At 34.3% G+C, this 24,598-nt stretch carries 23 protein-coding genes; 9 read left to right on the forward strand and 14 right to left on the reverse strand.

Annotated elements, in window-relative coordinates:
• Positions 1 to 70: 70 nt before the first annotated feature.
• The 3 genes from DOK76_RS07420 to DOK76_RS07430 all read right to left on the reverse strand — a co-directional run bounded on the left by DOK76_RS07420 (position 71) and on the right by DOK76_RS07430 (position 1,792).
• The gene (locus DOK76_RS07420; protein ID WP_206966350.1) at positions 71 to 271 is read right to left on the reverse strand and encodes a CsbD family protein; all 201 of its coding nucleotides are present in this window, start codon (positions 269 to 271) and stop codon (positions 71 to 73) included.
• A gap of 185 nt (positions 272 to 456) precedes the next feature.
• Complete coding sequence (locus DOK76_RS07425) at positions 457 to 600, reverse strand: glycine zipper domain-containing protein (RefSeq protein WP_206966528.1); 144 nt, start codon at positions 598 to 600, stop codon at positions 457 to 459.
• A 19-nt stretch (positions 601 to 619) separates the two neighbouring features.
• A complete protein-coding gene (locus DOK76_RS07430) occupies positions 620 to 1,792 on the reverse strand; it encodes a serine hydrolase (RefSeq protein ID WP_206966353.1) in 1,173 nt (390 codons plus the stop codon).
• A 210-nt stretch (positions 1,793 to 2,002) separates the two neighbouring features.
• Between DOK76_RS07430 and DOK76_RS07435 the strand changes: the two genes are divergently transcribed.
• The 5 genes from DOK76_RS07435 (at position 2,003) to DOK76_RS07455 (ending at position 8,225) form a co-directional block, all read left to right on the forward strand.
• Positions 2,003 to 3,187, forward strand: a complete 1,185-nt coding sequence (locus DOK76_RS07435) for a glycoside hydrolase family 3 N-terminal domain-containing protein (RefSeq protein WP_206966354.1) — start codon at positions 2,003 to 2,005, stop codon at positions 3,185 to 3,187.
• Positions 3,188 to 3,536: 349 nt separating this feature from the next.
• Positions 3,537 to 5,051 (forward strand): UDP-N-acetylmuramoyl-L-alanyl-D-glutamate--L-lysine ligase, encoded by a 1,515-nt coding sequence (locus DOK76_RS07440; RefSeq protein WP_206966356.1) that lies wholly within the window; start codon positions 3,537 to 3,539, stop codon positions 5,049 to 5,051.
• A 19-nt stretch (positions 5,052 to 5,070) separates the two neighbouring features.
• Positions 5,071 to 5,508 (forward strand): GNAT family N-acetyltransferase, encoded by a 438-nt coding sequence (locus DOK76_RS07445; RefSeq protein ID WP_242542241.1) that lies wholly within the window; start codon positions 5,071 to 5,073, stop codon positions 5,506 to 5,508.
• Positions 5,509 to 5,598: 90 nt separating this feature from the next.
• On the forward strand, positions 5,599 to 7,620 hold the full coding sequence (gene pbp4 / locus DOK76_RS07450) for a penicillin-binding protein PBP4(5) (RefSeq protein ID WP_206966357.1): 2,022 nt from the start codon (positions 5,599 to 5,601) through the stop codon (positions 7,618 to 7,620).
• A 20-nt stretch (positions 7,621 to 7,640) separates the two neighbouring features.
• A complete protein-coding gene (locus tag DOK76_RS07455; RefSeq protein WP_206966359.1) occupies positions 7,641 to 8,225 on the forward strand; it encodes a DEAD/DEAH box helicase family protein in 585 nt (194 codons plus the stop codon).
• A gap of 17 nt (positions 8,226 to 8,242) precedes the next feature.
• Here the strand turns inward: DOK76_RS07455 and DOK76_RS13355 are convergent, their stop codons facing one another.
• Positions 8,243 to 9,439 carry a DUF998 domain-containing protein gene (locus DOK76_RS13355; protein ID WP_370590111.1) on the reverse strand — a complete coding sequence of 399 codons (1,197 nt, stop codon included), beginning with the start codon at positions 9,437 to 9,439 and terminating at the stop codon, positions 8,243 to 8,245.
• Positions 9,440 to 9,527: 88 nt separating this feature from the next.
• A complete protein-coding gene (locus DOK76_RS07465; protein ID WP_242542252.1) occupies positions 9,528 to 10,121 on the reverse strand; it encodes a YczE/YyaS/YitT family protein in 594 nt (197 codons plus the stop codon).
• 95 nt (positions 10,122 to 10,216) lie between these two features.
• On the opposite strand from DOK76_RS07465, the gene DOK76_RS07470 reads away from it, so the two are divergent.
• The 3 genes from DOK76_RS07470 (at position 10,217) to DOK76_RS07480 (ending at position 13,937) form a co-directional block, all read left to right on the forward strand.
• The gene (locus tag DOK76_RS07470) at positions 10,217 to 10,873 is read left to right on the forward strand and encodes a cyclic nucleotide-binding domain-containing protein (RefSeq protein WP_206966361.1); all 657 of its coding nucleotides are present in this window, start codon (positions 10,217 to 10,219) and stop codon (positions 10,871 to 10,873) included.
• Positions 10,874 to 10,936: 63 nt separating this feature from the next.
• Complete coding sequence (locus tag DOK76_RS07475; protein WP_206966363.1) at positions 10,937 to 13,276, forward strand: ABC transporter ATP-binding protein/permease; 2,340 nt, start codon at positions 10,937 to 10,939, stop codon at positions 13,274 to 13,276.
• 91 nt (positions 13,277 to 13,367) lie between these two features.
• Complete coding sequence (locus DOK76_RS07480; protein ID WP_206966364.1) at positions 13,368 to 13,937, forward strand: nucleotidyltransferase family protein; 570 nt, start codon at positions 13,368 to 13,370, stop codon at positions 13,935 to 13,937.
• 45 nt (positions 13,938 to 13,982) lie between these two features.
• On the opposite strand, the gene xerS is transcribed toward DOK76_RS07480, so the two are convergent.
• The 9 genes from xerS to DOK76_RS07525 form a co-directional block, all read right to left on the reverse strand.
• Positions 13,983 to 15,059, reverse strand: coding sequence for a tyrosine recombinase XerS (xerS, locus tag DOK76_RS07485; RefSeq protein ID WP_206966367.1), 1,077 nt, complete (start codon positions 15,057 to 15,059; stop codon positions 13,983 to 13,985).
• Between the two features lie 1,078 nt (positions 15,060 to 16,137).
• Positions 16,138 to 16,740 (reverse strand): CGNR zinc finger domain-containing protein, encoded by a 603-nt coding sequence (locus tag DOK76_RS07490; RefSeq protein WP_206966369.1) that lies wholly within the window; start codon positions 16,738 to 16,740, stop codon positions 16,138 to 16,140.
• Positions 16,741 to 16,888: 148 nt separating this feature from the next.
• Positions 16,889 to 17,410, reverse strand: a complete 522-nt coding sequence (locus DOK76_RS07495) for a GNAT family N-acetyltransferase (protein ID WP_206966518.1) — start codon at positions 17,408 to 17,410, stop codon at positions 16,889 to 16,891.
• Positions 17,411 to 17,421: 11 nt separating this feature from the next.
• Entirely contained in the window at positions 17,422 to 18,018 is a 597-nt protein-coding gene (locus DOK76_RS07500; RefSeq protein WP_206966371.1) for a VanZ family protein, read from the reverse strand.
• Between the two features lie 92 nt (positions 18,019 to 18,110).
• Positions 18,111 to 19,058, reverse strand: coding sequence for a DUF7916 family protein (locus DOK76_RS07505; protein WP_206966373.1), 948 nt, complete (start codon positions 19,056 to 19,058; stop codon positions 18,111 to 18,113).
• Between the two features lie 76 nt (positions 19,059 to 19,134).
• The gene (locus DOK76_RS07510; RefSeq protein WP_206966375.1) at positions 19,135 to 19,884 is read right to left on the reverse strand and encodes an ABC transporter ATP-binding protein; all 750 of its coding nucleotides are present in this window, start codon (positions 19,882 to 19,884) and stop codon (positions 19,135 to 19,137) included.
• A complete protein-coding gene (locus DOK76_RS07515; RefSeq protein WP_206966377.1) occupies positions 19,881 to 20,759 on the reverse strand; it encodes an ABC transporter permease in 879 nt (292 codons plus the stop codon). The genes DOK76_RS07510 and DOK76_RS07515 overlap by 4 nt, the downstream gene beginning before the upstream one ends.
• Entirely contained in the window at positions 20,756 to 21,766 is a 1,011-nt protein-coding gene (gene trpX / locus DOK76_RS07520) for a tryptophan ABC transporter substrate-binding protein (RefSeq protein WP_206966379.1), read from the reverse strand. The genes DOK76_RS07515 and trpX overlap by 4 nt, the downstream gene beginning before the upstream one ends.
• Before the next feature lie 330 nt (positions 21,767 to 22,096).
• Entirely contained in the window at positions 22,097 to 22,738 is a 642-nt protein-coding gene (locus tag DOK76_RS07525) for a hypothetical protein (protein ID WP_206966381.1), read from the reverse strand.
• Between the two features lie 184 nt (positions 22,739 to 22,922).
• Here DOK76_RS07525 and DOK76_RS07530 point away from each other — a divergent pair, with 184 nt between their 5' ends.
• Positions 22,923 to 24,581, forward strand: a complete 1,659-nt coding sequence (locus tag DOK76_RS07530; protein ID WP_206966382.1) for a cell division site-positioning protein MapZ family protein — start codon at positions 22,923 to 22,925, stop codon at positions 24,579 to 24,581.
• Positions 24,582 to 24,598 lie beyond the last annotated feature (17 nt).

Below are 24,598 nucleotides of genomic sequence, written 5' to 3' on the forward strand. Positions count from 1 at the left end.
TGGTATTGCCATTTAAATAGGCAAAAAGAAGAACTCCTTAAACTAGGAAGTTCTTCTTTTTGCTTTCATTCTATTTATCATTATCTAATTGTTCTTTTACTTTGTCTTTAATTTCTTCGGCAGCATCTTTAATGTCTCCAGCAGCTTTTTTTAATTTCCCTTTGCCTTGATCAACCAAACCTTCTGCTTTAAGTTCTTGATTATTAGTAATATCACCGGTGACTTCCTTAACTTTCCCTTTAACTGAATCCGTAAATCCTTTGTCTGTCATAGAAAAACCTCCTAATAATTTTTTACTACACAGTTAGTTTAACACGAATCCAAATAACTCTCAAAAGATAGATTTGTCTATTAGTGAGCAAGTGAAACACTATTCACACTCGTAGAATAGAGGGGATAGGTATAAAAAACTGGTTTCAAGTTATAGATTCTCGAAACCAGCCATATTACTTATGTTTATTTATCTAGTCTACTAGCATAAGCGATACCTAGGACAACACCTAAGGATAAACCAATTGCCAGATTCTTCATTAAAAGCCCCAGGACAACTCCTACAGCTAATGAGCCTACGTAAACAGTTACTTTATTTTTCTTCATCAAGATACAACTCCTTTTTTTATTAACGTTGATCCATCTCTAACATCACTTCATCAATAAGCCATGCTAAGTCTGAAATTGATTTTTCACTATAACTCTCGTCATAGCCAACCGTCATAATCGTCAGATAGTAGGGGGTATGCTCATCTTTAACAAGGGAGATATCATTACTCACTGTGTACATCGGCATCCAACCGGTTTTATGAACCACATCGACACCAGGAAGTCCCACATCAACGCCGTCATCAAAGGTACTATCTTGCATCCAATTATATAGCTTATTAATATTTTCACTAGAGTCTTTGTTCTCATTAACGAGTTTCATTGCTTTTGTCAAAATCTTAGCAGTTGAGAATACTCGATTATTAGGCGAAGTAGGGTCTAGTTCATGTAAATACTGGACAAAGGCCGGTTCACCAACATAATTTAACAGCATTAGATAAGCCACGTTGTCGCTATATCTAATAACGAGTTCAGCTAATTCTTCAATGGTATATTGAGTTCCAATTGGTTCAAATTGAATAATCCCTGTACCATCAATTTTAAAGCCCGCTGTATAGGTCAATTTAGTATTTAAATCAATTTTTTGTTGATCTGCTAATGTCATAACATAAGTAATGAAGGGCAACTTAATGCTACTTGCTGTTCTCTTTACTTCATCTCCGTAAAAACTATACGAGTACTTACTATCAACGGTCTCAAGATAGATACTTAAATCACCGCCATGCTCTGCGATAAACTTTTTAATCTCACTATCAAGGGTCTTCGTTAATTCGTCTGCTGATAGCTTATTTTTTCTTTTAGCGTTTCTTTCATCAATATGTAGCTGTCTAGACTCTAAATAGCTTACTTCTATAAATCCTTTTGCAGGATCGCTATCAATTTCAACCCAATCTTCTTTATTTGGAACAGGTTTGACAGTAACAACTGTTCCTTTAGGTAAGACGTCTTCACTAATTTCTTCACCAGTCATCGTTTTTTTAGGGTAGATATCTTTTGTTACGACTTGCTCTTCATCAAAGATTGATTTTTCTTCAGTTTCTTTCTCTGATTGAGAAGTAGCTGTCTTTTCAACAGCAGCCACTTGAGTCGCATGTCGCATTTTCGCACTACTTTTTACTTTTTTAATAGAAATCACCGAAACTAACATTAATAAAACAACCAATCCTAATAACACACTAACTTTCTTTTTCATCAAATCCAACTCACAACTTTCTACTTTTTTTACACACTTATTATATTATAAGATGAAAACGATTGTTATTTCAACAACACACCTCTTTTTTCTCACTTTGTCTTTTAATAACTAATGAATTTCTAACCTTTATTTATTCCAACTATTAATTATGTTACTATAAAACTCGTCTTAAAGACTTCAATAAACAAAAGGAGGTACTAGTATCTCATGTTTTTTACAACCAAAAAAGCAATTCTCGCTAGTATTCTGTTACTACTCGCAGTAGCTGCGGCAATCGGTTTGTACTTTTGGGAAATACCGACTACAAAAAATACAACAAGTAGTACATCTTCTAAGGAAACTGCAATGATAGAAGAAAGTAAGCCAGCTAAACCAACTGTTGAAGAGCAATTAAAAACCATCATCTCAGACATGACTTTGGACCAAAAAATTGGCCAACTCTTTCTAGCTAGGGTTCCTGAAACCAATCAAATCGAAGATATTAAAACCTACCATTTAGGTGGTTACTTACTTTTTGGACGAGATGTTCAGAATGAAACGACTGAAAGTCTAACAAAAAAAATAGCTTCTTATCAAGAGGCCGCAGATTTCCCACTTTTAATCGGCATGGATGAAGAGGGCGGGACAGTATCAAGACTTAGTCAAAACGAAAACATCCTAAAAGAACCCTTTAAATCGCCTCAAGCTATTTATCAAGCTGATGGTCTAGAAGGGATTAAAACAGATATTGACCAAAAAGCTACTTTATTTAAACAATTAGGGATTCATATTGGCTTGTTTCCAGTTGCTGATATTTCAACTGATACCAACAGTTTTATATACAATCGAACCATTGGCTTAGACGTAGAGGGGACAAGTCAATACGTGGTTGAAGTTGTAAAAGAGCTCAACAAAAATCACATTGGCTCCACTCTAAAGCATTTTCCTGGTTCTGGAGAAACTCAAGACACTCATACTGAAATCGTTCGAGATACTCGCTCATTAGAAGAACTCAAGAAGAATTCGATTCCACCATTTCAAGCAGGTATTGAAGCAGGTGCTGACAGTGTCTTAGTGTCTCATAATATTGTAGAAGCTATAGATAAACATGTACCGGCGTCAATTTCACCAAAAATTCACGAGATACTTCGTGATGAGTTAAAATTTAATGGTGTGACCATGACAGATGACATGGATATGAACGGTCTATCCGATTTTATTTCTCAAGAACAAGCGGCATTATCTGCACTAAAAGCAGGAAATGACATGATTCTTTCCTCATCGTATCAAAAACAAATTCCTGTGATAAAGTCTGCCGTTCAATCAGGTGATTACCCTGAAGCACAACTAGACGAGTCTGTCTTAAGAATCCTCACATGGAAACATAAATTAGGACTAATCAGCCTAAATTAAAAGAGATGTCCTTAAAAGCATCTCTTTTTGTTATTCCTTCTCTAATTCAACTGTCATGGTCCCAATTGTTTTATCACTACTTGAACCATCTTTTTTTCTAGTCAAGACAATTTTGTTTTTACAGATTGAACAAGATATATAGTAAATTTCTATGATACTAATTGGCTTGATTGTTTGATTAACAACATTTAGTTGCTTCTCAACAATGTATATTAGTATACAAAACTAACGTTATGTATATACTTATTCGTTTTTTTAATTAAATCCCGTGAGTTTAATCGCAAGTATTCAAATGATTTATGGTAAAATAGCTTTAATCATTAAAAAGATAAAGATTAAGGTGTTGACCATGACAATAAAATTAAAAGAAATAGAAGCTTTATTAAAAAAAGAAAACTTATTAAAAGAATTTGTTACTAGTAACGGTTGGTTTTATAACCTACCCGTTTCAGATAAAGAATTAACTCATATTTCCTATGATTCAAGACAGGTAAACTCAGAGACATTATTCTTTTGTAAAGGATTGACCTTTAAAGAAGAGTACCTAGCCTCAGCAATTGAATTAGGTTTAGATTTTTACGTGTCAGAGACGCCTTACGAAGTGGAGTGCCAATTAGGGATTATTGTGACTGACATTAGAAAAGCCATGGCTTTGATTAGCATGCATTTTTATGATTTACCGCAAACCAATTTAACTTTAATTGGTTTTACAGGAACAAAAGGAAAAACAACAGCAGCTTACTTTACTAAGTTTATCTTAGATAAACATACCAATCATAAGACAGCTATGTTTTCGACTATGAATACTACATTAGATGGAGAAACTTATTTCAAATCTGCTTTAACCACGCCAGAATCACTAGATCTATATCGCATGATGGCTAAGGCAGTTAGTAACGGCATGACTCATCTAATTATGGAAGTTTCATCACAAGCCTATAAACTTCAACGAGTGTATGGCCTAACTTTTGATGTAGGGATTTTCTTAAATATTTCGCCAGATCATATTAGTCCTATAGAGCATCCTACTTTTGATGACTATTATTACTGTAAACGTCAATTGATCGAAAATTCTCGTTACATGATTTTAAATGGAGATACGACTGACTATCCTTTATTAAAAGAGATGACGGAAAGTCTTGAAGTGCCATATCTTTCATATAGTAGTAACAGAGAAGACTCCGACTATACATGGAGTAAACAACATGATGAGTTACTCACTTTTACTGTTGAATCTAACAAAGATCCTTTAAATATTAAAGATACTTACACGATTCAGTTAATGGGTGACTTTAATAAAGATAATGCGCTAGCTAGTATGATGACTGCAACTGTTGCTGGAGCAAGTCAAGAAGACTGTAAAGAAGGTTTAGCCGAAACTTTAGTCCCCGGAAGAATGGAGCATTTAACTCATCCAACAGGAGCTAATGTCTTTATTGATTACGCTCATAATTATTTGAGTTTAAAAAACTTATTGAGTTTTGCTAAAGAAACTCATCCAAACGGAAAAATCATTACTGTAATTGGTAGTACTGGTGACAAAGCGATTTCTAGACGAGCAGATTTTGGTAAAGTCTTAACTGAATTAACTGACATTGCTATTTTAACTGCTGACGACCCTGCTTCTGAGGATCCTCGTAAAATAGCTGAAGAAATTAGTCAGGCTATAACAAAGGATGAAGTAGAGCAACTTATCATCATTGACCGACAAGAAGCGATTCAACAGGCCTTAAGTCTAGCCACTGCTAATGATTCGGTTGTTCTGGCAGGAAAAGGTCAAGATAAATACCAAAAAATAGAGGGTGTTGATACACCATACCAAGGTGATTTTGAGATTGCTAAAGAGTGGATTGAGAGTCACTAAGAATAAAGGAGAATAAAAAATGATGTTACAAAACCGTGTGGCTAATGAAGTAGAACATCCACTAATCATTGATTTATGGGAACGTTCTGTTAGCCAAACACATTCCTTTTTAACACAAGAGGATCAAGCTTTTTTTAAAGAACATTTACCGAACTACTTGAATCAAGTAGAAGTCTTACTTTGGAAAGACGGCAAAGATATTATCGGATTCAGCGGGGTCACAAATGACAATTTGGATATGCTTTTTTTAGATCCTAATTTTATCGGTAAACAATACGGGAGTCATATTCTTAATTGGTTAGTAGCTAATAAAGGTGTGACACGACTAGATGTTAACGAGCAAAATGAAAAAGCAAAAGAGTTTTATCTTCAACATGGCTTTGTTGTTGCTTCTAGAAGCGACACAGATGGATTTGGAAAAAACTATCCTATTCTACACTTAGTTAAACAAGATTAAATAGAAGGTCTATTATGGCCTTCTATTTTTATACCCAACTAATACATGTGTTATAATATAAAAAAAAGAAAAAAGAGAGTGTGTTTAATAATGGAGAGAAAAAGGGCACGAAAACAACAAAAAAAGAATAAAAAAATAGTCTTTACCGTAGTTGGTATCTTAGGCGTGGGTGTTATTGCTGGAGGCAGTTACTTTGGCTATCAACACGTTCAAAAGAAAAAGAAAGAAGAGGCACTTAACTTATTTGTTGATAATCTTGAAAAAAGAGAATTTAACAAATTAGTGACAGCTTTTTCTAATGATAGTTTTAAGCAAGTGGGGATGACCAAAGAAGAGGTAATCGATAAATACAGCGCGATTTTTAATAGCATTGGATTATCTAAAATAGATGGAACGATTGATTCACCACTTAATAAGGATGATTTTTCCGTCAATGTTAAAATGGATACGCCTTTTGGTTCCTTAAAAGACCTTCATTATAAGGGAGAATTTGTTAAAGAGGGAAGTGACTACAAACTCTCTTGGAATTATTCTTTTATTTTCCCTGATATGGAAGAGGGGGACAAGGTGTTTATGAGCCATGAGATGCCTAAAAGGGGAACTATCTATGACATTAACAACAATCCCTTAGCAACGGAAACACAATACCCACAATACGGTATCGTTCCTAAAGAGTTAGGAGAAGGGGATACAAAGACAGAGAACCTAAAAAAAATCAGTGACGAACTAGATATATCTGTAGATGACATTAATCAATCACTGAGTCAAGGTTGGGTGAAAGAGGATTCTTTTGTGCCATTAAAAGTATTGTCTGGTGAGAAGAGTACAGCTGAAACCACCATTAACGGTTTACAAGTTCAAGGCATTAATAAGAGATATTACCCACTAAAAGAAGCTGCTGCCCATTTGATTGGCTATACAGGTAGTGTGACGGCTGAAGAAATTGAAAAAGACAGTTCCTTAAGTGGCTTTGATTCTGTTGGAAAAACAGGCTTGGAAGCGCAACTAGATAAAGAATTACGTGGTAGCCTTGGTGGAAAAATAGAAATCGTTGATAAAGAAGGGGCTCACAAGAAAACCTTGATTCAAAGTAAAGTTAAAGACGGCGAGGACGTTTACCTAACCATTGACGGTAATGTACAAACAGAGGCCTTTAAAGCCCTTAATAATTTACCCGGTTCAACTGTTGTCACTGAGCCTAAAAAAGGAGCCCTAAAAGCAGTTGTCAGCTCGCCTTCATATGATCCAAATGCCTTTGTTTTAGGTATGTCTGGAAAAGAATACGATGCCATCTCAAAAGATCCAAGCAATCCACTTTTAGCACGCTATTCAGTTGGCTATGCACCTGGTTCAACCTTTAAAACAATTACCGCAGCTATTGGTATTGATGAAAAAGTGACTACACCTGATAAACAACATACAATCGACGGTCTAAAATGGCAAAAAGATACTAGTTGGGGTGATTATTTCGTTACACGTGTTTCTGATGTGTCTCCTGTAACAATGGAAGATGCTTTAGTGTACTCGGATAATATCTATTTCTCTATGGAAGCTTTAGAAATGGGTGCTAAAAATTATTTAACTGGTTTGAAAAAATTTCCTTTTGGTGAAAAAATGAATGTCGGCATTCCAATGACTCCTGCTCAGATCAGTAATGATGATAACAAGATTGACTCTGATATCTTACTAGCAGATACGTCTTATGGACAGGGACAACTACTCATTAATCCAATCCAACAAGCAGTGATGTACTCAGCATTCCCTAATCAAGGGTCAGTCGTCATGCCTGTTATTAAGAAAGATGACAAAGCCAAAGTTATGAAAGACGTTGTGTCCAATCATGCTGCTCAATTAGTCACACAAGCACTAATTCAAACAGTTGAAAATCCTAATGGAACAGCTCACATATTAGCAACAGGGAGTAATAACATTGCAGCAAAAACAGGGACTGCAGAAATCAAAGAAAAACAAGATACCAAAGGACAAGAAAATAGTTTCATTTTAGCTTATGACAGTGTAGAAGGAAACTATCTAGTTGTTAGCATGTTAGAGAATGCTAAAGATACATCAGCAGTTTCTCAAAACAAAGAGTTTATTCAATCACTTCATTAAATCAACAAGGAGAAAAGACTATGAGTCTTATTGTACTAATGGGACCACAAGCAGTTGGTAAAATGACTGTGGGACGTGCTCTTGAAAAAAAGATAGATGGTAAGCTACTATTCAACCATCAGACAATTGATTTATTTGCTAATTTTTTAGGGTACACACCTGAAGCGTTTCGTTTATCAGATGAGACTCGGCTAGAGTTATTTAAAAGTTTTGTTAAGGGTAAAGAAACTAATAAGGTTAAAGATATTATTTTTACTGTATTAGTTGATTTTGATAGTCAGTCAGACATTGACTTTCTACAAAGTATGACTGATATTTTTCAAAACGCGGGAGAACCTGCCTATTTCATTGCGTTATCAGCAGATTTAGCTGTACGATTAGAGCGAAATGAACACGAGGAACGGCTCCTAGCTAAACCCTCAAAACGAGATTTAGACTTTTCAAAGAACGAGTTGATAACAAGCGTGACAAAGCATCGCTTAAACACGTCTCAAGAAGAGCTAAAACAGTTGTTTCCTGATGTCCAGTCTCTACTTATTGATAATACTCAGCTATCTCCTGAAGAAGTAGCTAATAAGATACATGCCTTTTTAATAGCGCATTAAAAAAATCAGCCGGAAGATTATTCTTCTGACTGATTTTTTTTGATATCGTTTATAGGTTCAATGATTATTTCATAAACCGCATTGTTCAGATGAGCTAATTGTTGAATGTGCTGTAATAATAGTAAAATCCAACTAAAAGCTAGACCAAATGCTAATAATTCAAAAACGGTTAGAGATAAGTAACCCACATTTTGAAAAAGGAAATTACAAACCAGTAGAGTAGCAGCAATCCCATAAGATACCACTAAAAACTCTCTAGTCACTTTAGGCAAAATCCAGCGTATACTTACAATTAGAATAATGATTAGATAAACAAGCATCTCAGCTGCTTTTGTATGCAGAGCATGTAATTGGCCAGTCCCATTATTAGGAAAGAAACCAACGCCTCCTAGAGAAATCGCAACAAGTGTTAATAAGATTCTTAATAAATTGACTTTAAAACCCGTGTAATCATTTTTCTTCAAGTTTACGAATAAATAGTCGATTAAAGCTACCATCAAAAAGGCAGATAACAATATCGTTAAATTAAACTGCCAACTACTAGTTGCTTCATTCGTTCCTAAAAAACTAAAATTGTATTGCCACCAGTGGCTCTCACTATTTGTTAACATAGAAAAGAATACACCACCAATGATTACAACGATTAAAACCGAAACAAGCATTGAAGAATCAAAGGTCAAAGCCGCATAGATCATGATGTAATTAATAATGGCTGTAAAAACAAAGAATATAGCCGTGGCTGTATAAATATCAAAACTAGCACCTTCAAAAGCCATACCGATAATCCAGAAAAAGGCTAAGATTCCTAATAATAGCATCACCATAAAAGAAACAATGATTGTTGGTACATTTCGCCACTGAATATCGGCTAAACGATAATTCTCTGGATTTTTTTTCTCTTTAATAAAAAAGGATATAAAAGAAACACTTCCTCCAAACAACCCAAAAAGTAAGACAGCCGAAGAGATGGAATTATCTCCAGTCATTAAAATTTGGCTATCGCCTAAAAAATAAAACAAAGCAAAAATAACTACACTACTAATAGCTGATGGCAATAAAAACCAACGAAGTGAAATCTTTTGTGTTTCAAAAGGGCTTTTCTTTTTTTCGATGACTAATTTTTGATGCTCTCGCTTTAATAATAAAGTCTCTTCACCTGACAAAGAAAAATATTCTTCAACTTCTTCAGGTAAAGTCACTTGAAATTTTGTCACTCATATACAACTCCTTTCTTTATATTATTTCAATTAATATAATCTCATATTGACTGAAAACTAACAAGAAAGTAAGTCAATAAACCTGTTATAAAATTCCCTTGTTTTTTGACCAATTAATGACGCCTGAAAGTAACAATAAGCTCATGATAGTTCCTTCACGGATAACAATTGGCAGTGTGAACACTAAAGAGATGCTGAGTGATAAAACAACACAACTAATATCTACGCCGTATCTTAATTGCGAAAAAGATAAGTGAGTTCTTTCAGCGACCAATTGACAAAAAAACTCAATCGGGAAGGTAATGGTAGCTAGCCTCACTACTTGTCCTGTACCAAAACCAGCAATGCAAACTCCTGCAATAAAAAGAAGCAGCTTACTAAGATAATTAGTCATGACTAAACTCTTGAAGAGACTGTAATACACGACGTTAATGACAAGACCAAAACTCAATGTAGCCAGTAACATTAAGATATATTTAACTAGTTTTTTCTCATTGTCGACCACAAAGCATGCTACAAGAAACAGTAAATTAATAAGGGACGTAACGGTGCCGATAGGAATCTCTGTTAAGTTAGATAAAGAAACATTTAGGGAATTAAACGAGCTAACGCCAATCCCTGCTTTAATAGTCATAGAAATCCCAAAAGCACTTATTAAGTAAAATAAAAGTGACATCATTATTTTTTTCAATTCAATTCTCCTTTCAAAACTAATAGTACATGGTTTAAAAAAATGGTAGTATGATATATAGCCTATTTTTGAAAGGAGTTTTTATGGAGAAAAGAATATTTAATCCCTCAACTGATTCATTTCCTTTTCATATCCCAGGAGTTAATCAGGCTGTCCTCACGGAATCGTCCCTTTTTTATTTCAAAAATAGAGAGTTTATTACAAAAGAGATGACTGAACTCAACTACTTATTTATTATCATAAAGGGAAGAGCTAAAGTGATTGCTAATCAAGAGAATGGCAAACGCATTATTTTACAGTTTCTAAAAGAGGCTGATTTAATCGGAGACTTATCTATTATTGACATTGAAGATGAAACAAAAGACGTTGTTTCTACAGGTGAGACTATTTGTCTAGGAATCCCTCTGACAGTCGTTAATGAGGCATTACTACAAGATAACTCTTTTTTACTCTTTCTCTCTCAAACGATTGGTAAAAAACTCTTGGCTCGTATGAATCATTTTAGAGAACAACAAACCCAAGAGGTAAAAATTCGCTTAGCTAAGTTACTTATGACTATTTCTTCTGACAATATGTATCAGGAGAAACATACAGAAATTGCCGAGTATCTAGGTGTAAGCTATAGGCACTACATGCATACATTTAAATATTTTAAAGATCTAGAAATACTTCAAAAAAAAGGGACTGCTTTTCAAGTAAATTTAGAAAAACTTCAACTTTATTTAGATTCCTCAGAGTAGTTCATAAGCTAGTCATAAGTTATTGATACAATAGAAAAATGATAAAAGAAGAGAGATGATGAGATGTTAGAATTAAAAGACATAAAAAAATACTACCATGTTGGTGATACGGTAACTAAAGCTCTAGATGGTGTCTCTGTTTCATTTAGAAGACAAGAATTCGTTGCTATCTTAGGAGCTAGTGGGTCTGGAAAAACCACAATGCTAAACGTTACAGGTGGTCTAGATAATTATGATTCGGGTGACATGATCATTGATGGTAAATCCACAAAAACCTTTAAAGATAGCGATTGGGATGCTTACCGAAATAATTCTATTGGATTTGTTTTCCAAAGTTACAACTTAATCAGTCACCTAGGTATTATTGAAAATGTAGAGCTAGGGATGACACTTAGTGGAGTTGACAAGAAAACCAAACGAGAACACGCTACTGAAGCCCTAAAAAGAGTGGGGCTAGAAGATCACATGAATAAAAAGCCTAATCAGCTATCCGGTGGTCAAATGCAGCGCGTGGCCATTGCTCGTGCCTTAGCGAACGATCCAGATATCCTGCTCTGTGACGAGCCAACAGGAGCATTAGATACTGAAACAAGCGTTCAAATAATGAATTTAATCAAAGAATTATCAAAAGAAAAATTGGTCATTATGGTAACTCATAACCCTGAACTGGCTTATGATTACGCTGATCGCATCATTGAATTTTCTGATGGAAAAATTAGAAAAGATTCCAAACCTCATCTAGAGAGTAAAAAACAAGATCAATTTAAACTTGTCCGAACAAAAATGAGTTTTTTCACTGCTCTTAATTTGTCTTTCAATAACTTAAAAACAAAAAAAGGAAGAACCTTTTTAACAGCTTTTGCTTCTAGTATCGGAATCATTAGTATAGGGATTGTTCTAGCCCTTTCAACGGGATTCCAAAAACAGATTGACCAAACACAATCAGAAACCTTGGCCAAGTTTCCGATTACAATCTCAAAAATAACTACTGATCAAACAACGAATCCGCAACATTCTTTAGGTAGCGAGAAAGGCAAATTTGCAACTAAAAAAGAGGTAACTGCTAAAACAAGCGAAGAAGATAAAATGCAACACATCAACAAAATAGATCAAGATTACATCGATTATTTGAAAAAGATGGACCCTGAATTAAATAGTAGTATCGGCTACACAAGAGCAGTTAACATGAACCTTTTAAGGAAAGTCGACGATCAAGTGAAACCAGTATCCTTTTCAAATGCGAAAGATTCATCTGGCGTTTCGATGTCTAGTACCATGAGCAACATGACTGGGATTGGCGTATCTTCATTTCCAACCAATATGAATGGAAAAGACAATGAGTTTTTAACAGAAAACTATACTCTTTTAGCTGGGGACTATCCAAAAGAAGCAACTGACATTGTCTTAATTGTCGATAGAAACAACAGTACTAACATCAATAGCTTAAAAAACATCGGTTTTGATGTGAAAGAAGACACTGAATTACCTTTTAATGACATTATCGGAACAGAAGTCAAACTCGTTCATAACAATGATTTTTACGCAAAGCTTCCAACAGATAATTTTATACCAAATACCGATTATGAAGCTCTCTACAATAGTAAAAACAATGATACGTTAAAAGTTAGCGGAATTCTTCGAGTGAAGTCATCTTCAACAATGAACCTTTTAGCACCAGGATTTGCTTACAGCAATGAATTAACGTCAAAAATCGTCACAGATAATGAAAATTCAGACATTGTCAAAGCACAAAAAGACAGTGATGTTAATGTCATGAGCAATGAAGCTCTTGACGAATCTGGTAAAGAAAACTTTTTAGCCTATCTAGGCGGAAGTAGTATTCCAGCAAGTATCATGATTTATCCAAATAACTATGGCAACAAAGATGATGTCTTAGCTTATCTCGATAAATACAACAAAGAAAAAGACAAAGAAGACAAGATTTTATACTCTGACTTAGCTGGAACCATGACTGATTTAACGGGTGGTCTAATGGACGCTGTGACTTATGTTTTAGTTGCTTTTGCAGGTATCTCTCTTGTAACTAGTATGATTATGATTGGTATTATTACGTATACATCAGTCCTAGAAAGAACAAAGGAAATAGGCGTTCTTAAAGCACTAGGGGCTAGAAAGAAAGATATTACTCGTGTCTTTGATGCTGAAACATGTATTTTAGGAATTGCCTCTGGTACCTTAGGAGTGACTATTGCGTACTTAGCCACATTCCCGATTAATAGCTTACTCTATAATCTAACAGACTTAAAAAATGTCGCTCAGTTAAATCCAGTTCACGGAATCATTCTTATTGTCGTGTCAACTGTCTTAACAATGATTGGTGGACACATTCCAGCCAAAATAGCAGCGAAAAAAGACGCTGCCATTGCTTTAAGAGCGGATTAAAAATAATCAAGCCTACCATAAAAGAACTAGCGTTCGACATGTGGTAGGCTTTTGTTTATACTTAAGACATCATTAAAAAGGGAGTAGTTAGATGACTGATATAAACAACATTAAAACAATACTTGAAGGGAATCATGAACTTATAGGTATACTAAAAATTGTTGAGTCACTCCATTTAGCAGATTCATGGTTATGTGCTGGAACGATAAGGAATTATATTTGGGACATTCTTTCAAACAAGAAGGAATTAACCTGTTATTCAGACATCGATGTGATTTTTTATGATCCAAATATCACTTATGAAGAAACCTTAGAATTGGAACAAGACTTAATTCAAAGGTATCCAAATTACAATTGGGAATTAAAAAATCAAGTCTACATGCATATCCATAACCCCAACACAGCAGTTTATACGTCCTCATATGATGCTATTTCCAAATTTCCTGAAACATGTACTGCTATAGGAGCCCGTATAAATAAGGGGAATATTGAATTAATAGCACCTCATGGCATAGAAGACCTTGTCAATTTTGGTGTAAAACCAACTCCTTTTTTTAAGAACGATTCCGAACGAATGGCTCTATTCATCAAACGAGTAACTCATAAAAAATGGCACTTGCGATGGCCTCAACTATCAATTGAAGATAATAATATTATGTAAACCTCTATAAATTAAAAAGGATATGACAATGATCGTCATATCCTTTTACTCACTCCATAGATCATTCATGGCATTTCTTTGTTCCTTATCAACGATGTGAGTATAAATTGAGGTAGCACTAGTTCCTGTTTGGCCTAATTGATGAGAAACTGTTAGCAGGCTATTCGTTTTTTTATAAAGTTGTGTACCGACTGTGTGACGCAATTTATGTGGTGTTATTCGTACTTTAAAGGCAGTAGAATACTTAGCAACCAATTTTTCCACTGTAGAAGGCTCAATTTGTTTTGCTTTACCCTTAAAAGTTGTTAAAAATAAGGCTTTTTGACTTGCTTCAGGTTGATACAAAGTGACTCTGCTTTCTTGGTAGTCGATAATATAGTCTATAAATAATGAAGAGATAAGGGCCGTATCTTTAAATCCACCTTTCCGAATTACGGTTGCTTCTAAATTGACTGTATCTAAGTCACTAACTTGCATGTTAACTAATTCTGATAAACGCATACCAGTACCTAGAAACAGAGCAATAATAGCAAGGTCTCTGATTTTATTTCGTCTAAATGCTGCAATAGCTTGATGACTTTTTAATGTTCCTTCATAATCTTGATCAATATAGTATAGAAATAAAATAGCTTCATCATCAAGTAACAGCTTCTTTTCTATGGCTCGTGAACGCTCTTGAAGGGTAGTTGTTGCTCTAACATTTTCAATTTTTAGCATTACATTTTGCTTCAAATATGTCTGATTATTCTCATCTTCGGTTTGAGTGCTTAAATAATTAAACAGAGAACGTAGGGCAGTTAATGTTCGTTGAACAGTCACAAAAGAACGACTTCGATTGTCTGTTGAGGTCCCATTCTTAGGGCCATGCATCAAGTGAGATTTGTAAAGCTCTAAATCTTCTTTACGAAGTCTATCTAAATCCTCTAAGGTAACAGATTGAACAGAGGAGGTGATAGATTCTTCTTGAAGCCACTCAAAAAAACGTCGGTATTCCTTAGCATATTCATATAAGGTAACCGTTGAGTAGGGAACTAAACTTTTTGAGTGAATATATTCGTTAACAAACCAGGGCAGAGTAGCTTGTTCTAATTCTAGTAGATTATTTATTTTTTCATGTCTCATGTTAGAGGTCCTTTCTTTCAAAAGAGAACATACGTTCATATGTTTATTATAGTAAAAACAAAGAGGTAAGTCAAAGTTAACTGTAATTATATTATGTCTACCATTACGGAAAGATGAAACTTTCAAGAAAGGTAGATTTATCATTTTATTGATGATGTAACAGATGCACACAGATCACTTGTAGTGACTTTTCAAACTTTATTATTAATAATCCTATTAGTAACAGCAATCTACATCAATCAGTTTATTGTATGATTATCATCTAAACATCTAAATCACTGAATTCGACTGGTTTTACACGTATTTAGAGTTTACATGCATATTAAAAAGCTCATTTGAATTTAGTTTTTATTGGTTACTTAAATTGACTGATTCATCTAATTAACTTAGTTAACTGTATAAGTAACTCGCAAATCAATGACTAATGACTTAGATAAAAACTAATTGATGTATCCGAATCATAGTTTAAACTGTGCACACTAATAAAAACTTTGTACTGAATTAAGTTGCTAACACATCTTTAAACTAAAAGAATAAACGGATCAATCTGATGTATTCATATAATCATTAGATACATAGTATTATTTATGTGTTTGAACCTCTCTTTAATCAACTTGGTTTAATATATATTATGTAAACCAACGATAAATTTTATTATCCCCTCTAGTGTAAGTACTACATAAAAAGAAAAAAGACTAAACAACTACCTTATCGTTGTTTAGTCTTTTTGGGTTGAACTGAGCAAGATTTGCGAATAAACATATTATGTAGCATCAACAAAATCCCGGTAACTTGAAGAATACCTGCAATATTAAATACTATTGATGAATATGCCGTTTGATCAAACAAAGTAAATAACATCAATGAACTAATAATCATAACAGTTGCTATTTTGCTTTGTTTATTGTTGTTCCAACACATAAAATCACTCCTAAAGAGAATCTAATATCAATTATAAGCATCTTTTAAGGATTCGTACACTTTTATGATTCTTTAACAAATAAAGGAAGCTTTTCTAAAAAAATCAAGTCGCTTCGATTAGCTGCTTCTCCTTCTGCTAAAATGGCTGCTTGAAGGATTACTCTTGCTCCTGTTTAATCCAGTTGATGTGTTTTTTATGCTTATTTTCGAATCGCTCTACTTTATGGCGGTTCCCACAAATTTTCATAGAACACCACTTTCTTCGACCTGTTTGGTTAATAAAAAGTAATGGACAGTCCTTATTAGCACAAGAACTTAACTTGTTGATGTCTCCAGACTCCACTAATTTAGCTAAAGAGAAATGGATCAGACACTTAATACCAGCAACGCCACTATCTACTGGAACGTACAATGGAATTGTATCTACAAACACTAATCTAATTGGATGGGCTAACAAACTATCTTCAATTACTTTTTGTAACGTCGAAATCTCTTCCTCTTGTCGAGAAATAGCTGTTAAAAGTAAATATAGCTTATCTCTTAACTCAATAATATCATCAAGACTATCTGTACATTCTAAACAAGTATTAAAGATAGAAAGCTGTGTGTTATATTCTAAGTCGTCCATTAACGGTTGCTCGGTCCAATTTTCTAAACTACTGAGAGAATCGATCAGTTCAATGAGTTTTCCATTTCGAAATAGTTGAGAATTAATAAAATTCAACGCAATATTATTTGTGATATTAGGTAATTCATTCATCCAGTTCGTCTCCTTTAATATACAAAAGTTTTCTCTATTATAGCATAATTTTAACCCTAATAAGAACTAAATAGAGGTTAGTTTTCAATGAACTAACCTCTAACAATTAAAACGATAGGTTAAAACATCAAAAAAACTATGAGATTTACTAATGTAAAAAAATCTCATAGTGCTCTATTTTTCTTTTATTTAAAGTAATGACTTGTTTTAACTCGCCCTTATTTTGACGAATAATGTGTCTTGAGACTGTATTTGTTTCATCACATGTCAACAAGCAGTGAGATAAGCCTACTTCATTTTTGGCGTATGTTAAAGCTAGTTTTAACCCTTGATTAGCATACCCTTTACCTCTATCACTCGGCCTGATAGAATAGCCGATATGTCCACCCTCTAATTCATGATAAGGCAATAACCTATAGCGACAATCAATGCATCCGACTAAATGATGGTCCTTATTAACAATAAACCACTGTTTTGTTTTTACTTGATTTTTATTCGGTTTATTAAAAAGAGCTATAACTTTCCTTTTCCAATCTCTAATAGTCATCGCACTTGTTAAGCCGTTACTTCCATGAATAATTTCTTTATTTTTTAAGAATTCTCTTTTAAATAGAGCTATTTCTTTCTCTGGTACCTCATCTACTAGGACTAATTCGATCTCTATTGTGATCTCTCCCCTCTCTAACTTATAAAACTAGCAACTACTACTAAAACAATATACATCTTAGGTTCAAAAGATAAGAAACGGCTTGATTGAAACAGATTAATCGGTGTTATTTGTTTCAAGATTAATCTTGAAAATAGTTTATATATAAGCCAACCTATCACTGCTCCTAGAGTATTCATGATTAAGTCATTCACATCTGTTGCTCTACTTCTAACAAATAATTGACTTATTTCAATCAGTAGCGACACATAAAAGCCGTAGCGGACTGTTTGTTTAAAGTCATCATATTTCGTCCACATTAAAGGTAAGATGATTCCTAGTGGGATAAACATCACTATGTTCAAGTAATCCGATATCCCCACACCACCAATAAAAGGAATCAAGTTAATATTTGGATCGAATATAGTCCCCTGAACGTTTAGAACCCTTTGCCAATTTGATAGACTAGGAAAACCAACAACCTCTTTAAACATAATAAATAAATAGATAGTAAACAAGTAACCTATCACATAATGAGTCTTTTCTTTGTATTTCATAACTTTCTCAAATAATTGCTGTTGTCTGTAATAATAATAGGTTAACACCATAAAAGCTATTATGACACTTATCATAAAAACACCTCCTTAGATACATTATATCTAAGGAGGTGCCTCAAAATAAATAGGGCTTTGGTTGTGTTTAGGTTTACATAATAAAATTATATCTACCTATTTACAGAAGTACCTACTCTGTTCATAGTATGTCTTAATCCTCTAATAGCAATTGAGATAGCGTAGATATTTTCAACTGGGGCTAAACCACTATAGCCTGCATCACCAATATGTTGAATGTCCACACCACAAATTTTATTTCTAATAGCTAATTGTTTCACTGTTTCTTCATCGGCACTTTCTTGGCTTGTTCCAATTGCCGACATAGATAGCGCCCCGTTTTTCCTAATATACTTCACTGCATCTCTAACATCTTCATCCGTTACACCTGGAATAGTCCCAACTGCTGGAAGTAATACAATGTCAGCACCTGCTTCAACAAAAGACTCGATAGCTGTCATATTAACAACCTCTTCGTCAACTCCGGCTCCGTGCATTTTTCCTGCAATAATCAGTCCAAAAAAGTGTTGCTTAGCTAATTTGATGGCATCAGCTATTTTTTTATTACTAACTCCAGTCCCAGGGTTTCCTGTTAAACAGATAAAATCAACACCTAATTTTTGTGCTTCTTGTAGGGTTTCTTTACTACATTTCCGACCTTCTGAAATGTTAGTAAGGGGTTGATTCATTAAAGACTCGCTATCCACGGGTTCTAAATTAATCCCAATAGGACGTCCTGTTAAATGTTTTAGTTGATCAATTGGGTTCTTCCTTAAACCAGTGGGATTATTAACATCTTCTAGAATTTCTTGTAAATTCGCACTTCCTGGTAATCCCATAACAACAGGATTAAACACATCAAAGCCATTTAATAGAATCAAATCAGCTCCGTAAGCACTTGCTAATTCTGCATTTGTAATATCCCCAGCGACTGATTGAGAAATAGCCACATTCTCTGAACAGATGATTCTACCTTCTGATGCTTTAATGGCTTGTTTTAAATCCATAGGAGTCATCTTTTTAATTTCACTTGCTGTACAACTTAGTAATCTTTTCACCATTATCATTAAGGCTCCCTTGCTTTTATTTACTCTAATTATATTAGATATCTATAAAATCTGCTAGAGCTTGTTTCTATTAATTAAAGAAATTTAACACATCCTGCATAGTTAACTCTTTCTTTTGATCCTTTGGAATATCATAAACGATTTGACCTGCTTCAAGAACAATCAAACGATTACCATAAGTCAAGGCGTCTTCCATACGGTGAGTAATCATTAAGCAACTCAGCTGATTTTCACTAACGATTTTTTGGGTTAGTGTCATTATTTGTTGGGCTGTTTTAGGATCAAGAGCAGCTGTATGCTCATCAAGTAAAAGTAAATCCGGCTTTTGGATAGTGGACATTAGTAGACTTAATGCCTGACGTTGGCCTCCTGATAAACTACCTGTTGGTGTATCAAGATGGTTTTCTAGTCCGTTGCCAATGGTTTGGCATAATTGATAAAATGACTCTTTTTGCTCTTTTAATTTTCTAAAAGCCAGCCCTCTTTTTTGTCCTCTTTTACTAGCTAAAAGTAAGTTTTCAGCAACAGTCATTCTTGGAGCTGTCCCTAATTTTGGATCCTGAAACACGCGACCAATAAAGTTGGCACGTTTTTCTTCAGATAAGTGATTAATAGATTTATCATCAAGTAACACATTCCCTGACGTTAACTTCATATTCCCACTAATCACATTAAACAAAGTAGATTTCCCTGCACCATTACCACCAAGTATCGTAATAAAATCGCCTTTATTAATCGTTAAATTCAGGTTATTCATAATCAGACGCTCTGAGTCAGTCTTTTTGATACCATTTTGAATACTTATAATGCCTTCACTCATTTTATTTCCCCCTTACGTGCTGGTAATAACTTGTTCTTGAACTGCGGAATCATTAAACAAATTCCTAAAATCACTGATGAGTAGATTTTTAAATAAGTGGTATCTAGCTTTAATTGAATGACTAATAAGATTAACAACTGATACAACACACTTCCGACCACAATTGCAATTAAGCGTTCAAAGAGCGTTAATTCACCAAAGAGTAGTTCACCTAAGATAATAGAGGCAAGACCGATAACAATTACGCCTATTCCTTTGTTCACATCTGCATAACCTTCACTTTGAGAAATTAAAGCGCCAGATAAAGCAATAATCCCATTTGAAATAGTTAATCCAAGTATTTTCATACGGTCTGTATGAATACCGAATGATTTAGCCATACTTTCATTATCTCCTGTAGCAATATAAGCTTGACCTAAATCTGTGTTTAAAAAGAGAATGATACCTCCAATCACTATGACTAAAATAAGAAATGAGATAATAATTTTATCGTAGTTAGGTGGTAGATTTAAAAAGTTTAACACGTCAAAGAGCTTCTTTTGATTTAGCAGAGATAAGTTAGGTGACTTCATAACAAAAAGCATAACGGAGTTAAGTCCACTCATCACAAGAATCCCTGACAAGATAATAGGTATTTTTCCTTTTGTGAAAAGTAAACCTGTCACAAGACCTGCTGCCATACCAGCTAATACACCTAAAAGTGTTGCCAGAATAGGTGACATACCGTGAGTAATAGCCGTCACACAGACAGCTCCTCCTAATGGAAAACTACCTTCTGTTGTTAAATCTGGAAAATCTAATATTCTAAAGGTTAGGAAAATCCCTAAGCCCAGTACTGCCCATAAAAACCCTTGTGCAATGGTTGAAATAATCATTTACTTTCTCCTCCTACTATTTTGGCTTGTTTCACTAAGTCACTTGTTAATGTAATACCAAAATTGTCTGCTTGTTTTTTATTGATAATGATATCACCTGTTTCAAATGTATAGATAGGAGTTGTTGCTGGTTGACTCTTTCCTGTTAACACATCTGCTACCATTTTTCCGGTTTGAACACCTAGCTCATATTGATTAATTCCTACAGTTGCTAGGCCTCCTTGTTCAACCATTGTATCAACTGACGGAATCACTGGAATGTGGTGTTGATTCGCTACATCTACAATCGTTTGCATCGCATTAGCCATTGTGTTATCTGTTGGAACATACACAAAATCTACTTCTCTAGCCATTACTTGCATCATCTGAGAAATTTCATTTGTCGATGGAACAGGATATTTTCTTACTTCATATCCTGAGCGACTAGCCTCTTCTGAAATCTTTTTTACTTGGTAGGCGGAGTTATCTTCAGCTGAAGAGTATAAAATCCCCATCATTTTCTTTTCAGGTAGTAATTGTTTAACAAGTTCCATCTGTGCTTTAACAGGTGCTTGATCACTTACACCAGTGACGTTCCCACCTGGACGCTCATTACTAGTGACTAATCCCGCACTTTGAGGGTCACTTATAGCTCCTAAAATAATCGGCGTTGTTTGAGTTTGATTGGCTAAGGCTTGAGCAGCAGGTGTCGCAATCCCGACTAATACATCTGATTTTTCGTTTATCAAGTGCTGGCTCATACTAGTTAGTTTACTTTGATCAGCTTGTCCGTTTTGGAAGACTAGACGAACAGTTTCTCCATCTTTAAATCCTTCTTTGGCTAAAGCATCAACCATTCCCTTATAAATGTCATCAAGAGCAGGGTGACTCACATATTGTAAAATTCCTACTGTGGGTATTTCTTGTTTCTTGTCACTCTGGCTTTGACTAGAGATATCTTTTATAAAACTAACACCTATGACCATTCCTATTACTGCAATAGCAGCCATTAATCGTTTATTTTTCATTTTCATTTCCTCCTAATAAATAAAAAAATAAGCACAAACCAAAATACAATGGTTTGTGCTTATTCTATGTCTAGAAAAACAAAAACCGCATTATCTATGCGGTGGAATTCATTTCTTACCTGACATAGATACATTCTTTTAGAAAATTTCTAAAAAGTCGTATCCACGCCAAAAAGTTAGCCTAAATACAACTACCTACGCCAAGTTTGCCATGAAAATGTATTAATTTGTTTGTGTGATTTATATTGCAGTTGTTCTTTCATGACAATCCCTCTTTCTCGTTTGTAATTGTATTTATCCTACACCTATATGTTTTGCCTGTCAACTATGTTATTCAAAAAATACTTCTGATGTGTGAGTCACATCTCCTGAACTAGTCGTACCATCTTCACTAGGTACACCTTCTTGATTATCTGTTTTAGGCGCTTCTTCTTGTTTTCGAATTGGTTTTTTACGCTCAATTTTCGGATGAATGATTTGGTTCACTTCATTAATAACTTCCTCATAACCACCTTCTAATTGATTAAAGCTATAACGACCTAATTCTTTACCATTCTCAACAACTATAAAGGTGTTTTTATCCTTGATACCTAGATTTTTAATCACTTTTGAGCTGTCGTAAATTGGTTGGTAAATATAGACTGTTTTTGGCAAGCCTTCAATAGTTGATTTCTCGTTAAACATCTTTTTAATATCATTAAATCCTTTATTATCTACTGGATCGACAATTCCGATAATGACTTGCTCTTTACTTGTCATTAATTTGGTTAGCTCATCTTCCTGAATACTCTTAAATTGCTTATTTTTATATGTTGTTTTAGCAACTGATTCAATTTGTTGTTCTCTAATCGTGCCTCGGTACACCGCAATAAACAGATTCATTGTAATGATTGCTATCAGTATGGCAATCAAACATCCGATTACTTTTTTATTTTTTAGAAGGACTAAAAGTTCATCTAATAGGTTACTCATTTCAAAACCACCTTAACTTCTTAATGGACCAATTATAACCTAAAAGCAATTAATTGAGAATAGAAAGTCTAGGATATTCTTAAATCAACAGTCTTCAGACCTTTTCCTCTATATTTTTAAGGCTAATTAGTATATAATGTTATAATTGTAAAGCAATCAAAAAATGATTAGGAGTGTACTTATTTTGACAAAAGAACTTAACAAATGTCCTAATTGTGGTCATCAATTTAAAGATGGGGAAGAATATTGCCCTAATTGTGATCTGTTTATTCCAGTTAGTGATCAAACAGATGCTGATAACACTTTCGATCCAAACCAAACTAAACAATTTAAGACATTTAAAGAAATAGAAACCACAAAAAACGAAACAGAGCAACCGACTGAATCTTTATTCAAGCATCGTAATATCAAAGCTGATAGCATCGATGAGTCTGAGGAAAAGCCAGTTAGTCAACCTGAGACGACTATTGAAGAAGTTCCTAGTGAACCAGTCGTTGAAACACCTTCTGAAAAAGAAGATATCACTACTTCTGAAAAAACACCTGACACAGAAATGGTAGAGGACAAAGAGCTATCAGTTGAATCTGAGGAAACAATTGATTTAGATGCTACTGTACCTTTAGATTTTGATGAAGAAGACTTAGCTAATGAGCCGATACCTTCTACTCAAACAATTGAGCCTACAACACCTAAGGAAGACGACATTGAAGGAAGTGTCTCTAAACCATTAGAAACAAGTATTTCTTCTCGTCAAACTACAAATGAGCCTAAAAAGAAAACAACACGAAATGCTGTTATTGGCTTATCTGCTGCTGCACTTCTAGCTATTGGCGGCTTTACTGTTTACTCGTCTCAGCAAAAAAAGGCTGTTGAAAAAGATCGAGTCGCATTAGTTGATACAACAAAAAATGCAATTGATTCCCTCTTCTCTTCTAAAGATCAAGTCTTTTTAAAAGATGATTTATCTAAAGCTGATTTTGACTTAGCTAGTAAAGATTTAGAAAAGTTAAAAGGAAAAGAAGGATATGACCAACTTAAAGAAAGCTATGACGAAGCAGAAGCTAAGTTTAATAAGCAACAAGGGTTAAACGACTTATTTAAATCTCCTATTATAAAGGGGAAAACTCTTGAATCTGATGTTTATGTTAAAAATAGCGATAATATATCATTAACACGAATTGAAGAAGAAAAAGATGGTTTCGATATCCTGTTTAACAAAGCTTTTGATGAAGCAAAAAAACAGAAAGATGCTTTGAAAAAAGTAGAAGATAAAATAGTTGTCGTCTATAAAGATGATTCTGTTGTTAAATCAGCTACTCGTGAACAGTTAGACGAAGCACAAGCTCTTGTTAAAGAGATACCTGATGAAGAGGTCCAAAAAGAATTTTTAGCTGAGTTGAAAAAAGTTGATACTTTTATAGCTGAATCTGAGAAAAGTAAAAAAGAAGCTGAGGCTCTTGCGCTAGAAGCACAACAAAATGCGACACCTCCTGCTACTCAAAACAATACGAACACTCAAGGTAATACACAATACAACAACCCAGGCACTAATAACCGTTGGGGAAATCGTCAAGATGCTGTGATTGATTACAACGATCCAGCATGGGCTTGGAACCCAGGTATTCAAGAAAAAGTTATGACTGAAGTTATTAACCGTGGCTATGTTGTTGAAGGTGGCTATACTTTAGTTCCTAAATATATTGAAAATGGTGAAGGTTACTATGATTTATATGCAACAACCAATTCAAAAATCTTCCCAAAAAGTAAACCTGAGGAGTTTCCTCTTTATGTTGTCACAATCAATGTAAAAACTGGTTGGTTTAAAGGAAATGGCCCTAACTAAAATCTTGCAGAGACCAA

Source organism: Candidatus Vagococcus giribetii (assembly GCF_017316185.1).
Classification (GTDB): domain Bacteria; phylum Bacillota; class Bacilli; order Lactobacillales; family Vagococcaceae; genus Vagococcus; species Vagococcus giribetii.

Coding starts and splice junctions, on each gene's coding strand:
- DOK76_RS07420 (WP_206966350.1), bottom strand. CDS start 271: ATGACAGACAAAGGATTTACGGATTCAGTTAAAGGGAAAGTTAAGGAA.
- DOK76_RS07430 (WP_206966353.1), bottom strand. CDS start 1,792: ATGAAAAAGAAAGTTAGTGTGTTATTAGGATTGGTTGTTTTATTAATG.
- DOK76_RS07435 (WP_206966354.1), top strand. CDS start 2,003: ATGTTTTTTACAACCAAAAAAGCAATTCTCGCTAGTATTCTGTTACTA.
- DOK76_RS07440 (WP_206966356.1), top strand. CDS start 3,537: ATGACAATAAAATTAAAAGAAATAGAAGCTTTATTAAAAAAAGAAAAC.
- DOK76_RS07445 (WP_242542241.1), top strand. CDS start 5,071: ATGATGTTACAAAACCGTGTGGCTAATGAAGTAGAACATCCACTAATC.
- pbp4 (WP_206966357.1), top strand. CDS start 5,599: ATGGAGAGAAAAAGGGCACGAAAACAACAAAAAAAGAATAAAAAAATA.
- DOK76_RS07455 (WP_206966359.1), top strand. CDS start 7,641: ATGAGTCTTATTGTACTAATGGGACCACAAGCAGTTGGTAAAATGACT.
- DOK76_RS07465 (WP_242542252.1), bottom strand. CDS start 10,121: ATGATGTCACTTTTATTTTACTTAATAAGTGCTTTTGGGATTTCTATG.
- DOK76_RS07470 (WP_206966361.1), top strand. CDS start 10,217: ATGGAGAAAAGAATATTTAATCCCTCAACTGATTCATTTCCTTTTCAT.
- DOK76_RS07475 (WP_206966363.1), top strand. CDS start 10,937: ATGTTAGAATTAAAAGACATAAAAAAATACTACCATGTTGGTGATACG.
- DOK76_RS07480 (WP_206966364.1), top strand. CDS start 13,368: ATGACTGATATAAACAACATTAAAACAATACTTGAAGGGAATCATGAA.
- xerS (WP_206966367.1), bottom strand. CDS start 15,059: ATGAGACATGAAAAAATAAATAATCTACTAGAATTAGAACAAGCTACT.
- DOK76_RS07490 (WP_206966369.1), bottom strand. CDS start 16,740: ATGAATGAATTACCTAATATCACAAATAATATTGCGTTGAATTTTATT.
- DOK76_RS07500 (WP_206966371.1), bottom strand. CDS start 18,018: ATGATAAGTGTCATAATAGCTTTTATGGTGTTAACCTATTATTATTAC.
- DOK76_RS07505 (WP_206966373.1), bottom strand. CDS start 19,058: ATGGTGAAAAGATTACTAAGTTGTACAGCAAGTGAAATTAAAAAGATG.
- DOK76_RS07510 (WP_206966375.1), bottom strand. CDS start 19,884: ATGAGTGAAGGCATTATAAGTATTCAAAATGGTATCAAAAAGACTGAC.
- DOK76_RS07515 (WP_206966377.1), bottom strand. CDS start 20,759: ATGATTATTTCAACCATTGCACAAGGGTTTTTATGGGCAGTACTGGGC.
- trpX (WP_206966379.1), bottom strand. CDS start 21,766: ATGAAAAATAAACGATTAATGGCTGCTATTGCAGTAATAGGAATGGTC.
- DOK76_RS07525 (WP_206966381.1), bottom strand. CDS start 22,738: ATGAGTAACCTATTAGATGAACTTTTAGTCCTTCTAAAAAATAAAAAA.